This window comes from Georgenia satyanarayanai, assembly GCF_900116375.1.
Classification (GTDB): Bacteria; Actinomycetota; Actinomycetes; order Actinomycetales; family Actinomycetaceae; genus Oceanitalea; species Oceanitalea nanhaiensis.
In genome coordinates this window covers 59,010-71,833 of sequence record NZ_UETB01000007.1, presented here as the reverse complement: position 1 = coordinate 71,833, position 12,824 = coordinate 59,010, and the positions used below count along the sequence as shown (strand labels likewise).

At 76.8% G+C, this 12,824-nt stretch carries 7 protein-coding genes; 1 reads left to right on the top strand and 6 read right to left on the bottom strand.

Annotated elements, in window-relative coordinates:
• The first annotated feature begins 100 nt into the window (after nucleotides 1-100).
• Nucleotides 101-2,089 (top strand): hypothetical protein, encoded by a 1,989-nt coding sequence (locus DSZ44_RS10810; RefSeq protein WP_146237524.1) that lies wholly within the window; start codon nucleotides 101-103, stop codon nucleotides 2,087-2,089.
• Here the strand turns inward: DSZ44_RS10810 and DSZ44_RS10805 are convergent.
• The 6 genes from DSZ44_RS10805 to recC all read right to left on the bottom strand — a co-directional run bounded on the left by DSZ44_RS10805 (nucleotide 2,024) and on the right by recC (nucleotide 12,787).
• Nucleotides 2,024-2,563, bottom strand: a complete 540-nt coding sequence (locus tag DSZ44_RS10805) for a DnaJ family domain-containing protein (protein WP_110852645.1) — start codon at nucleotides 2,561-2,563, stop codon at nucleotides 2,024-2,026. The genes DSZ44_RS10810 and DSZ44_RS10805 overlap by 66 nt on opposite strands.
• Nucleotides 2,564-2,595: 32 nt before the next feature.
• Nucleotides 2,596-3,309, bottom strand: coding sequence for an alpha/beta fold hydrolase (locus tag DSZ44_RS10800; protein WP_110852644.1), 714 nt, complete (start codon nucleotides 3,307-3,309; stop codon nucleotides 2,596-2,598).
• 67 nt (nucleotides 3,310-3,376) lie between these two features.
• Nucleotides 3,377-4,180, bottom strand: a complete 804-nt coding sequence (gene hisN / locus DSZ44_RS10795) for a histidinol-phosphatase (protein ID WP_110852643.1) — start codon at nucleotides 4,178-4,180, stop codon at nucleotides 3,377-3,379.
• Nucleotides 4,181-4,320: 140 nt separating this feature from the next.
• Nucleotides 4,321-6,117 (bottom strand): exodeoxyribonuclease V subunit alpha, encoded by a 1,797-nt coding sequence (recD, locus tag DSZ44_RS10790; protein WP_110852642.1) that lies wholly within the window; start codon nucleotides 6,115-6,117, stop codon nucleotides 4,321-4,323.
• Nucleotides 6,114-9,449: a UvrD-helicase domain-containing protein gene (locus DSZ44_RS10785; RefSeq protein ID WP_220035164.1), complete on the bottom strand. Its 3,336-nt coding sequence runs from the start codon at nucleotides 9,447-9,449 to the stop codon at nucleotides 6,114-6,116. The genes recD and DSZ44_RS10785 overlap by 4 nt, the downstream gene beginning before the upstream one ends.
• On the bottom strand, nucleotides 9,446-12,787 hold the full coding sequence (gene recC / locus DSZ44_RS10780) for an exodeoxyribonuclease V subunit gamma (RefSeq protein ID WP_110852640.1): 3,342 nt from the start codon (nucleotides 12,785-12,787) through the stop codon (nucleotides 9,446-9,448). The genes DSZ44_RS10785 and recC overlap by 4 nt, the downstream gene beginning before the upstream one ends.
• Between the last annotated feature and the right edge of the window lie 37 nt (nucleotides 12,788-12,824).

Genomic DNA, 12,824 nt, shown 5'->3' with positions numbered 1-12,824 from the left:
GTGCCATGAGGGCAGGGGTCCCTGCCCCTTCGGGCAGGGGGGATCGACCACGGCCGGCGGTACGATCGAGGCGGTCCGGTAAGGGGTCACGGGGATGCCGATGTCCGAGGACGTGTGTGAGAGCTGCGGGGCCGCGAACCCGCAGGGGACCCAGTTCTGCCGCGCCTGCGACGCCTACCTCGGGTGGGACACGGGTGCCACGACCATCGGCGGGCACCCGGCCGTCGCGACGGTGCCGGACACCGTCGACACCGTCGAGACGGCCGAGGCGGTGGCCCCCCTGCCGGCGTCCCACCAGGGGGAGACCGCGACCGCCGTCCGCGCCGCGCCGGCCGACGCCCGGGCGCCCGAGGTCCACGCCGCCACCACGGAGGTCACGCTCGTGCCCGAGCAGCCGGGGACGGTGACCGCACGGGTCTCCAACAGGTCCTCGGTGGTGGACGGCGTCCTCGTCGAGGTGGAGGAGAGCCCTGACTGGCTCGACGTGAGCCCCGCGCCGCTGCGCCTCATGCCCGGCGACGAGGGCACCCTCGAGGTCGCCCTGCGGATCCGGGACGGCGCCCTCGTCCCGGCCCAGCGGCTGACCGTCCAGCTCCACGTCTGCTCCGAGTCCGCGCCGGACCGGCGGGTGCCCGTGGCGGTCACGCTCACCGTCGCCCCGCACGGGCCGCCCGCCACCCTGGACGTCCAGCCACGCCTCCTCCGGCTCACCGACGAGGCGCGCGCCCGCTTCGTCGTACGGATCGACAACCGGAGGGCGAACTACCCGCAAGGCTTCGAGCTCTCCGGTGGTGATCCCGAGGGCGTCGTGCGGTTCGGCTTCGTGCCGCGGGTGGTGCAGGTGCCTGCCGGTCAGCTCGTCGAGGTGCGCGGCCACTTCATGGCCCCGGCCCCGGCGCCCGGGCAGGACGCGACGCGGCAGCTGACGGTCACGGCCGCGAACGACGGCGGGGAGAGCGTCGCGACGCTCACGCTCGTCCAGCACACCTCCCCGGAGCCGGAGGTGGTACCCGTCGGTGTCCGGCTGTCACCGCGCGAGCTGCGGGTGACCAACGCGGTCGCCGCGGACTTCGAGGTCCACGTCGACAACCGCGGCGGTCGGGAGGCGGTCGAGCTCGCCCTCGGCGGCCGGGACCCCGCCCGGTCCCTCGTCATCACGCTCGCACCGCAGCGGCTCCTCGCACCGCCGGGCCAGGTGACCGTGGCCCGCGGGCACGTCCAGCTCACCGAGGCGGTCCCGCGCGGACGGACCGTCGTGCGGCCGTTCACGGTCGTCGCGGGGGACGGCGCCTCCGAGCACGAGGCTCCGGGGTCGCTGGAGGTGACGATGACGCCGTCGCCGATCACGACGGCGCAGCTGCAGGTGACACCCCGCCACCTCACCCGGGCCGACACGCGCCACGGGTCCTTCGCCGTCCTCGTCGACAACACCGCGGGCCAGCAGCCCCTCTCCGTCCGGCTGACCGCCGTCGACTCCCACGGCACGGCGCGCGTGGGCTTCACGCCCCCGGTGGTCTCCGCACCGCCGGGAGGCGTCGGCCAGGCCCGCATGACGGTCCAGGCCCCGCCACCGCCGGGTGGGGAGTCGGTCACCCGGGACCTGGAGATCACCGCCGACGACGGCGAGGGGCGGCTCCTCGCGCACGCCGCCTTCACCCAGACCGCCTCCGACCGGCGACCCCTGCTGCGGACCCTCCTCGTGCTGGGCGGGGCCGCGCTCGTCCTGCTCGGCACGCTCCTGCCGTGGAACCTCCTCACCACCGCCGACGGCTCCACCATCGTCGCCACCGCCCCTGTCCAGGCGCTCGGCGACCTCCGGAACGTGTCCGAGACCGCGGCGGTGCACCTCGTCGCGGCGGCGACACGCGTGCTGCTCGTCGTGCTCGCCGTCGCGATGGCCTTCGGGGTGACGGGCAAGGGCAGTCTCACGCGGAAGACCGCCCTCCTCGTCGTCCTCCTGTCGGTCGCCTACGTCATCGCGGCGATCGTCGTGCGCGGGGCCACCTTCCGGCTCGACGGAGGGCTACTGCTCCTGTGGACCGGGGCCGTCGCCGGGTACGTCGGCGGGGTGCTCGCGCGCCCGGCGTAGCCGCCACCACCGGCGCCGGCGTACCGGTGGGACACGTGCGTCCGGCGGCGTTCCGTCGGCCGCCGCGGCGGGCTCCCGGTCGGCGCGCCACCGGGCGACGACGGCGTCGACGTCCGCGGGCGCGACCGGGAGCACCGGTCCGGTCGGGGTGCGGATGAAGGCCGCGACCCGCCGGTTGAGCGCACGGACGGCGTCCCGGACGGCGTCCTCGTCGGGGAGGTGACGGACGGTCTCGGGCAGCGCGGCGAGCTCCTTGCGGAGCAGCAGCGCGGGCGGCAGCAGTCCGTCCGCGGGCAGGTCCTCGCTGCGCAGCCTCTGACGGATCCACCAGTCCTCGTGCAGCGGCTCGTCGATGCCGGGCAGCGGCTTGCCCGCACCGGGCAGGTCGCGGAACGCCCCGCGTGCCTCCGCGTCGCGCACGAGGCGGTCCACCCAGGTCTCCACGGGGACGTCGTGCGGCCGGCGCTCGGTCATCGCTCCATCCTCCGGTCGCGAGCGAGGACGCGCTAGGTCAGCGTGCTCGCGTCCGCCCCGGCCGCCTCGGCGATGACGGCCGCGAGGTCGCGGGGGCGCGACCACATCGGCCAGTGGCTCGTGGGCAGGTCCACCCAGGTCGTGTCGGTGAGCTCGGGGATGCCGGCGAGCCACGGCATCGTGCCCTCGGCGGCGTAGGCCCGGTAGGCCTCGGCAGTGAAGCTTGTGCACACGAAGGTGCTGGGGACGTGGCGACGGGCGTCGTCGACGAGGTCCGCCGCCCCGCGCAGCACGCCGCCGGGCTGGGGGACGGCGCGGGTGCGGAAGGTCTGCAGCTGCTCCTCGCTGAGGCCGTCGAGGTTCTCCTCTGCCGCGAGGGACTCCCAGTCGAGCGGCATGTCCGCGCCGTCGAAGCCGGGGTCCATCGGGCCCACGCCGGGCGCGGTGTCGACGTACACCATGCCGGCGAGACGGTCGGTGAGGCGGTCGCTCGCCGCGTACCCGGAGAAGCCGGCGCCGCTGTGGACGACGAGGACGGTCGGGCGCCCGGTGGCCTCGACGGCGGCGCAGACGGCCTCGACGTGGTCCTCGAAGGTGACGCCCGAGCGGTCGGTGTCCGCGTGCTCGAGGCCGGGCAGCGTCAGCGCCTGCGCCTCGACGCCGGCCCGCCGCAGCTCGGTGAGGACGTCCTCCCAGGCCCAGGCGCCCAGCCAGAAGCCGGGGACGAGGATGACGGGGTGGGCCATGGCGTTCTCCGCTCGTCGACTGCGGCCGAGCGTAGTGCCGGCTGCGGCGCCGCGGAAGGCTCCCGGCTCAGTCCTCCTGGGCGGTGAGCAGCTGGAGGACCTCGTCGTGGAGGAGGCCGTTGGTGGCGACGGCGTTGCCGCCGAAGGGGCCGGGTGCGCCGAAGAGGCTGGTGAACCTCCCACCGGCCTCGGTGACGATCGGGACGAGGGCGGCCATGTCGTAGGTCTCGAGCTCGGGCTCGGCGGCGAGGTCCACCGCGCCCTCGGCCACGAGCATGTAGGACCAGAAGTCGCCGTAGGCGCGGGTGCGCCAGCAGCGCTGGGCGACGTTGAGGAAGGCGCGCAGCCGTGAGGACTCCGCCCAGCCGTCCAGGGAGGAGTAGCTGAGCGAGGCGTCCTCGATGCGGGACACGCTCGAGACGTGGAGCTGGCGCGCCGAGGACAGCGCGCGGCCCGTCCAGGCACCCGAGCCGAGCGTGGCCCACCAGCGGCGGCCCAGCGCGGGGGCGGAGACGACGCCGAGGACGACCTCGTCGTCCTCGACGAGCCCGATGAGCGTGGCCCACACCGGCACGCCGCGGACGAAGTTCTTCGTCCCGTCGATGGGGTCGATGATCCACTGCCGCGAGGACCGGCCGGTGGTGCCGAACTCCTCCCCGAGCACGGAGTCGCGCGGCCGGGTGCGGCCGAGCTGTGCGCGGACGATCTCCTCGGCGGACCTGTCGGCGTCGGAGACGGGGGTGAGGTCGGGCTTGGTCTCGACGACGAGGTCGAGGGACTGGAAACGGGCCATCGTCTGGGCGTCGACCTGGTCGGCGATCACGTGGGCCAGGCGCAGGTCGTCGTCGTACCGGAGGCGCGAGATGGGCATGCGCCTCACGCTAGCGGGGACGCCGCGCGGGGCTGGGACGCGCGCCGGGCACGCGGACGGGCAGGGCGGGATCCAGCTGTCGGCGACAGCTCGGCCGTCGGGAACAACTCACCTGTCGGCGACGGGGGTGGGCGGGCTCGTCACAGCGGGGTGCGGAGGCCGGAGGCGCGGCGGACCGGGGTCTGGACGGCGCGGCGGACGGCGGCGGCGGTGCCGAGGACGCGCACGTGCTCCCGGGCGCGGGTGAGAGCCGTGTAGAGCAGCTCGCGGGTGAGGAGCGGGGAGGTGGCCGGCGGGAGCACGAGGGAGACGCGGGCGAACTGGCTGCCCTGGCCGCGGTGGACCGTCATGGCGTGGACGGTCTCGACGGCGGGCAGCCGGTGGGTGCGCACGCGCACCGGGGAGTCGGGGTCGCCGAGGACGGCGACGAGCCCCTCGCCGTCGGCGACGACGACTCCGGTGTCCCCGTTGTACAACCCGGTCTCGCGGTCGTTGGCCGTGACGAGGATCGGCCGGCCGGGGTACCAGGGGCTGCGGGGGTCGAGCGGGTCCGGGTGAGGACCGGCGGCCTCGCCCACCCACTGCTCGACGAGCGCCGACCAGTGCGCCACCCCCGCCGGGCCCCGCCGGTGGGCGACGAGCAGTCGGTGCGACCCGAGCGCGCGCAGCGCAGCGGCCGCGTCCCCCTCTCGGGCGGCGTGGACGAGCGCGCGACCCGCCGCCGCGGCATCGGCGCGCAGGGAGCCCAGCTCGACCTCGCCCGGCAGCTCGTCCTCGGCCGTCTCGACGAGCTCGACCGAGGGGTGGCCGGCGCGCAGCAGCCGCAGCGTCTCCTCGGCGTCACCGGCGCGGACGGCTGCGGCGAGCGGGAGGATGGCGCTGTCCCCCTCCTGGCGGTGCACGGTGAGGAGGCGGACGACGCCGCCGTCCCCGGCGGGAGTGCGCGCGACGAGGTCGCCCAGCACCGCCCCGGCCTCCACCGACGCGAGCTGGTCGGGGTCGCCGACGAGGACGAGGCGTGCGTCGGGCCGCAGCGCCTCGAGCAGGCGGGCCATGAGCGGCAGGGACACCATCGACGTCTCGTCGACGACGACGACGTCGTGGGGCAGGTGGCGGCCCGGACCGTGCCGGAAGCGGGTGGCGCTGCCCGGCAGCCAGCCGAGCAGCCGGTGGAGGGTCGAGGCGGTGAGCGTCCCGACGCGCTCGCGGTCGGCCGCGCCGAGCTCGTCGACGACCTCGTGGACCGCCTCCTGCAGCCGGGCCGCGGCCTTGCCCGTGGGGGCCGCCAGCGCGATGCGCAGCGGGCCGGCGACGTCCTGGAGGACGGCGATGAGGCGGGCGACCGTCGTCGTCTTGCCGGTGCCGGGCCCACCGGTCAGCACCGTGAGCCGGCCGTCGACGGCGGCCGCGGCAGCCTGCCGCTGCAGCGCGTCCCCGGCGTCGGGGAAGAGGCGGTCGAGGGCGGCGGCGAGCCGGGCGTCGTCGACGGGCGCGGCGGGTGCGGCGAGACGCGCGTCGGCCTGGCGGCGCACGACCATCTCGTCGCGCCAGTAGCGGTCGAGGTAGAGGCGCCCGCCCACCCACCGCACCGGCCGGTCGGCCGCGCCGTCGACCCCGACGGCGACGAGCGGGCTCGCCTCGATCGCGGCCCGCCACGCGGCGGGGTCGGGCCACGGGAGCTCGCCGGGTGGTGTCTCGGCGTCGGCGGCGAAGGACTGGGCGTCCTCGAGGTGGAGGCACACCGAGCCCGACCGCACCGCGCGCGTGGCGAGCGCGACGGCGAGGAGCACGTCCTCGTCCCGCTCGCCGACGAGCGAGCCCAGCCGGCGTGCCACCTGGACGTCGGGCGCCGCGATGACACCGGCGGTGTTGAAGCGGGCGAGCAGCGGCGGGGCCTGGACCGCGAGCCGGGCGTCGCCGTCGTCGAGGACGGTCATGAGGCTCTTCCCTCGAGGAGTGCGGACAGCGCGACGACGAGCGAGGCGGGCGGCCGCCACGCCATGACCCCGTAGGGCGTGCCGTCGGCGGCGGGCGTGGCCGGCCCGGCCATCGCGCGCACGAAGAGGTAGAGCCCTCCGCCCAGGTGCCGCTCGGGGTCGTAGCCGCGGTGGCGCCAGCGCAGGTAGCGGTGCAGGGCGGCGAGGTAGAGCAGCAGCTGGAGCGGGTAGTGCGAGCGCATCATCGCCTCGGCCACGGCCTCGGGGCGGTAGTGCCACAGGGTGAGCGGCTCGTCGGGCGGCGCGAGACGGTTGGTCTTGTAGTCGACGACGAGGTAGCGCGTCGTGTCGCCCGACCCGTGCCGCAGCACGGCGTCGATGCTGCCGGTGAGGTAGCCGTGCAGGCGCTCGGGGCCGAGGGCGGCGAGCTGGTCGGCGTAGGGCGCGAAGACGTCGTCGGCCGGCAGGTGGCGCCGCAGGAGGAGCGCGAGGTCGACGAGCGTGGCCGCGCTCGCGGCCGGGGAGTCACCGCCGGCGAGCGGCAGCTCGAACTCCAGCTCGGCCAGCCGGTCCGGCGGGGCGAACCCGGCGAGGGTGGCGCCACCGGCGAGCGGACCGAGCGGCGTGGCGAGCACCTGCTCCAGGGCGACGGCGAGCGCCTCCGGGTCGAGTCCCGGCACCCGCGCCGTGCCGCCCTCCCGGCAGCGCTCGCGCAGCTCGGCCGCGAGGTCCGGCGCGGCGGTGTCGACCTGCTCGAGGACCTCGTGGACGACGGTCCCGAACCCGGTGCCGCCGGGCAGGTCCGCCATGGGCGAGGGCTGGTCGTGCGTGGGGTCGGGGCCGCCGGGGCCGGCGACGGGCACGTCGGCCTCGTCCTCCACGCCCGTGCCCTCCGGCTCGCTGCCCACCGGCTCGTGGTGCGCGGCGGCGGTGAGCCCGGTGTAGGAGGTGCGCCGCCACGTGTGGTCGAGGCTGCGGCCCAGGCGCGCGACGGACAGCTCGGGCCGCTCGGGCGCCGGCGGCTGCCAGGTGACCGGCTGGGGGCGCGCGGTCACGCGCTCGAGGGCCAGCGTGCCGCCCGAGCGGGCGACGACGGCGGACAGTGCGTCGGTGACGGCGTCGTCGGCGCGCACGGGCACCCGCGCCGGTGGCTCCTGCCCGGGGGTGTGCCCGCCCAGGAGGAGACGGGTCAGCGGGCCGGCCGGGGAGTTGGACGACGGCGCCCAGTGGACGACGACCTGCGTCGCGGCCCGCGTGAGGGCGACGTAGAGCAGGCGCAGGTCCTCACCGCGCTCCTCGGCGAGGTGGCGGTCGCGGGCGTCGTCGTAGCCGGGGTCCTCCTGGCCGCCGACGTGGAGCAGCCGGGTGCCGGCGTCGTCGTGGTACCGCAGCACCGGCGGGGTGCGCGACTCGTAGCGGTCCCAGCCGAAGGGCACGTAGACGACCGGGAACTCCAGGCCCTTGGAGGAGTGGACGGTGACGACCTGGACGGCGTCGGCGTCGGTCTCCAGGCGGCGGCTGCGCTCCTCGGCGTAGTCGCGGTCCGCCTCGGCGATCCGGGTGCGCAGCCAGTCCGTGAGCGCGGCGACCCCGAGGTCCTCCTCCACCGCGGCCAGGTGCAGGGCCTCCCCGACGTGCCGGACGTCGGTGAGGACACGCTCGCCGCTGGACGTGGCCATGAGCCGCTCGGCGACGCCCGCGGTGGTGACCGCCTCGACGAGCGCCGCGACGCCCCGCTCGGTGAGGAGCCGGGCCCAGCCGCGCACGGTGTCGGACAGCTCCTCGCGGGCGGGGTCCTCGGCCGTGCCGAGGCGGGTGGCGTCCCAGCCGAGGAAGGGGGTGAGGGCCAGCGCCGCTGCCCTCCCGCCGTGCCCGGGCTGCTCGAGCGCGGTGAGGAGGGTGAGCCAGTGCCGGGCGGCGTCGGTGGCGAAGACGCTGAACAGCCCGGAGACGACGGCGGGCACGCCGGCGGCGGCGAGCGCGTCCCGCACGGCGTCGGCGTCGGCGTTGCGGCGGGCGAGCACCGCGACGTCGCCCGGGTGCAGCGGCCGCCAGGCCTGCCCCTCACGCAGCCGGGTGGTACCGAGCTGGGCGACGACGTCCGCGGCGACGTCGTCGGCCACGAGCCGGCGCACGTCGCCCACCCGCGGGTTCTTCGTCCCGGTCAGCCGGAAGGGCTCGCGGGTGACCTGCCGCAGGCGCACGGGCGCCCCGCCCCGCAGGCGCCGCTCGCCGGTGTGGGCCGCGGCGACGGGCCGCACGACGATCGCCTCGTCGCCGAGCGCGGCGCCGCCGAGGAGCGCCTCGAGGCCGGTGAGGAGCGGGGCGTCGCTGCGCCAGTTCCGCCCGAGGGTGGCCGTGCTCGTCGCGAGCCCGCGGGCCTGGAGGTAGGTGACGACGTCGCCGCCGCGGAAGGCGTAGATCGCCTGCTTCGGGTCGCCGATGAGGACGAGGGTGCGGTGCCCGTGGAAGGCGGTGCGCAGGATCTCCCACTGGACGGGGTCGGTGTCCTGGAACTCGTCGACGAGGACGACGGCGTAGCGCTCGCGGACCCGTGCGGCGGCGGCCGGCCCGTGGACGGGGTGGGTGAGGGCGTCGCGCAGGAGGGTGAGGAGGTCGTCGTAGTCGAGGAGGCGGCGGGCGCGCTTGCGGTGGTGGACCTCCTCGCGCACCGCCTGCGCCAGGGCGTGGCGGTGCCCGGGCAGGGAGTCGGGAGGGGCGTCGGTGGGGCGCAGCGCCGCCTGGTGGTCGCTCACCGCCTCCTTGCCGATCGTCCGTGCCTCGTCCGGGGTGAGCGCGGGCTCGCGGGAGCCGGCGTAGCGGCGCAGGTAGACGTCGTCGAGGACCTCCTCGCGCAGGTCGGCGACGTCGGGGACGAAGGTGTGGTCGGGGTCGAGGTCGGCGGCCACCCCGAGCGAGGTGAGCATCTGCTGGCAGAAGCCGTGCGTGGTCGTGATGGTGGCGGCGTCGAGCTGGGACAGCGCGCGGGTGAGCCGCAGCCGGCGGGCGGCGACCTCCGCGTCGTCGACGGCGGCGAGGTGGGCCACGACTTCGTCCCGGCTCTCGCGGGCGGTCTGCGGGTCGCGCAGCGCCCGCTCGGTGGCGAGCAGGCGGGCGCGGACCCGGTCGCGCAGCTCGGAGGTGGCCGCGCGCCCGAAGGTGACGAGGAGGAGGTCGGCGAGCTCGATGCCCTGCTCGGCGACGTAGCGGGTGGCGAGGGCGGCGATGGTGAACGTCTTGCCGGTGCCGGCGCTCGCCTCCAGGACGGTGGTGCCCTCCGGCAGCGGTCCGCACACGTCGAAGACGGTGGTCCCCAGCTCGGTGGCGGTCACGGCTTGTCCACCTGCTCGCGGGCGAGGAGCGGCTCCCACACCCGGCGGGCGAGCACGCCGAGACGGCTCGGGTCCTGCGGGTACCAGGCGCGCTCGGTGTCGGTGGGGGTGCCGAGGATGTCGTCGAGGCTCGCGCCGGTGCCCCAGCAGATGACGTGGTGCTCGTCCGCGCGCAGGAACTCGTCACCGTCCCAGGCCCGCCGGGCGTTGACCAGGGCCATGTCCGCGGAGTCCCCGGCGGAGCGGGAGGTGGCGTAGGTGCAGGCGACCGGGACCGGGACCGGCAGCGGCTCGCGCAGGGCCAGGGCGTGGAGGTGGACGAGCTGGTCGAGCAGCTCGACCGCCTCCGGTGGCGTGGGCGGGGAGAGGCGGGCGACGTACGCGCCCGGCCGGCGGTGGTCGGGCCGGGCCACGGTGGCGGCGCGCCAGGGCCGCTCGGGGTGTGCGGCGACGAGCGCGAGCAGCTGCACCCAGGCGCGCAGGCGGTGCTTGGGCGCCAGGCGGGAGTACGTGGCACGCACGACCGTGCCGCCGTGGACGCCGGGGACCGTGCCGGTGAGCGTGGTGCCGGAGGGCAGCGGGACGAGGACGTCGACCGTCTCGGCGGGCTGGGCCCGTTCGGCCGCCGCGGCGCTCGCGATGGGCACGACCCGGCTGCCGACGTCGAGCAGGGCGGTGCGGCCCAGCTCCTTGGGCGGCGTGACGCCGCGGCGCCACTCGGCGTTCATCACCTGCTGGTCGGGCACGCCCGCGAGGCGGGCCTGGAGGAAGCGCTCGCCGATCGCCCAGCCGTCGAGGGGCGCGAGGGTCAGGGGCAGGCGGTCGGCGACCTCGGCGTTCTCCCCGGCCACCGACAGCCCCAGGCGGTGGCGCAGGAAGAACTTCACCGGGTGCTCGAGCATCGCCACGAGGTCGGCGAGCTCCAGGGTGCTGGGGCGGTCGAGCGCGGGCAGCGGCTCCGTGAGGAAGGGGCGTCGCTCGACCCGCTCGCCGCGCCCGACCTCGGCGGCGCGGTGCGCGACGGCGTCGAAGCTGAACGGCGCACCGGGCCGGCCGAGGGCGCCGGGGACGAAGTTGCGCTCGTCGACCACCTGGAGCGGGTGGTGGCGCAGCACGTGCTCCCGCACGGTGCCCGTGGGAGAAGTGGCGGCGCCCTCCAGGGCGTCGAGGAGCTCCCCGACGGGCACCGCGGGCGGCCGCGCGGCCCCGGTGCGCTCGTGCGCGCCGGAGTAGAGCAGGACGAGGTGGTCCTGGGCCGCGGTGACGGCGTCGAGGAAGAGCTGGCGGTCCTCGCTGCGGCGGTCGCGCTCGCCGACGCAGGGCTCGCGCAGGAGGAGGTCGTCGCCGTCCTGGCGGGTTCCGCGCGGGAAGGCGCCGTCGTCGAGGCCGAGGAGGCACACCACCCGGTGCGGCACGGCGCGCATCGGCTCGAGGGAGCACACGGTGAGGGCACCGGTGCGGAAGCCGGAGCGGGTGGGCCGCCCGGCGAGGCGGTCCGCGAGCAGCGCCCGCACGTCGGGCAGCCGCAGCGGCGCGTCGGTGGCGCGGGCGCGCTCCTCCGCGAGCACGCGCCGGGCCGAGGTCACCTGCCAGGAGTCGGCGGGCGCGGTGTCGGCGAGGAGGGTGACGGCACGGTCGAGGGTGTCGAGCCAGTGCGCCAGCGGCCGCGTGCCGTCGAGCTCGGCGAGGAGAGCGGTGAGCCGGTCGACGAGCTCGGCGAGCCGTCCGGCGAGGTCGATGTCGGTGCTGTCGACGTCGTCCAGCGGCAGTGCGTGGCCGACGTAGCGGTGGTCCTCCTCCGCCATGGCCGCGCCCAGCAGGAGCCGGTCCAGGGCGACGTGCCAGGTGCCCTGGAGCAGCGCGGGCAGCTCGAAGCGGGCCCGCCGGCGGGCGTCCTCGCCCCACCGCACGCCGGCGGTGGCGGACCACTCGCGCACGCGGTCGAGGTCGTCGTCGGTGAGGTGGAAGCGACGGCGCACCGGCTCGGTCGCCGAGAGGTCGAGCACCTCCGAGGCGGTGACCCGGCCGTCGGCGAGGGTGAGCAGCGTGGCGAGCAGGCCGAGGACGGGGTTGGTGCGCCCGGGCGCGCGGTCCGCGAGCCGCACCCGCATGGTGTGGCCGGGGTGGACGTCGGTCACGCCCTCGGGCGCGAGGCCGAAGCTCGCCGTGACCAGCGGCGCGACCGCCTCGACGTCGGGGCACATGACGACGACGTCGCGCGGCTCGAGGCTCGGGTCGGCGGCGAAGAGCCCGGCGAGCACCTCGCGGAGCACCTCCACCTGGCGGGCCAGGCCGTGGCAGGCGTGCACCTGGACGCTGGTGTCCTCGGCGGTGAGCCGGTGCGGCGGGGCGTCGGGGGCGTCGGCGGCGAGGCGCTCCTGGAGGGCGGCGAGCAGCGTGCCTCCGGGGCGGGGCGCGGGGTGGTGGGTGTCGGTGGCGCCGTCACCAAGGAGGCGGGTCTCCAGCTCGGTGGCGTCGCGGGCCGTGGAGGCGAGCAGCGGGTGCTCGGCGTGGACGCGCTGCTCACGGCGCCGGCGGGTGGCCGGCTCGCCCGGGGCGGCGACCCTGTCCCACAGCGCGGGGGAGGGGTGCGGCAGCCACAGGTGCACCTCACGGTGCCGGGCGAGCGCGCGCAGGACGCGCAGCTGGTCCTCGGGCAGCCGGGTGGGTCCGAAGACGCTGAGCCGTTCGGGCAGGTCCACGGCCCCGGGATCCTCGGTGACGGCGCGCAGCGCGTCCTCCAGGCGCTCGGCCGGGCCGGGCTCACTGACGTGCGCGCGCAGCCGGCGCCACAGCTCCACCTGCCAGGTGAGGTCCGCGGGCACGGTCCCGCCCGCGCCGTCGTCGTCGTGCCCCTGCGCCCAGGCGCGCACCATGTCCGGGCGCTGCGCGGCGTAGGAGGCGTAGAGGCGGGCGAGGTGACGGGCCGCCCCGAGGCGGCGCCCGTGGCGGTGGTCGTCGGCCTCGTCGGCCCCGAGGTACCGGCCCAGCGGCGCCAGCCACGGCTCGCCGGCGTGGGCGTCGACGACCTCGAGAAGGGGCCAGGTGAGGCGGTCGGGCGCCCACGGGTCCTCCTCCGGGGCGCCGGGCAGGCCGGCGAGGACGCCGGTGACGAGGTGGGCGGGGGAGCCGAAGCCGACGTTCGCGCAGATGCCGGGCTCGCCGCCCGGGCCGGCGCCGAGGTGGTGGGACAGGCGCTGGGCGAGCCAGCGCTCGACCCCGCGGGTGGGCACGGCGACGACGTCCGGCGTGAAGGGGTCCTGGGGGGCGTCGGCGAGCAGAGTCGCGAGAGGCGGGACGAGCGCGTCGGCGCGCTCGGAGCGGTGCAGGTGCAGCACGTCCCAGCCTCCCTCCGTCGGTTCGGTGCCCAGCCTA

Excerpts from the sequence above, each read along its gene's own strand:
- DSZ44_RS10810 (WP_146237524.1), top strand. The coding sequence starts at position 101 with ATGTCCGAGGACGTGTGTGAGAGCTGCGGGGCCGCGAACCCGCAGGGG.
- recD (WP_110852642.1), bottom strand. The coding sequence starts at position 6,117 with ATGACCGTCCTCGACGACGGCGACGCCCGGCTCGCGGTCCAGGCCCCG.
- hisN (WP_110852643.1), bottom strand. The coding sequence starts at position 4,180 with ATGCCCATCTCGCGCCTCCGGTACGACGACGACCTGCGCCTGGCCCAC.
- DSZ44_RS10800 (WP_110852644.1), bottom strand. The coding sequence starts at position 3,309 with ATGGCCCACCCCGTCATCCTCGTCCCCGGCTTCTGGCTGGGCGCCTGG.
- DSZ44_RS10805 (WP_110852645.1), bottom strand. The coding sequence starts at position 2,563 with ATGACCGAGCGCCGGCCGCACGACGTCCCCGTGGAGACCTGGGTGGAC.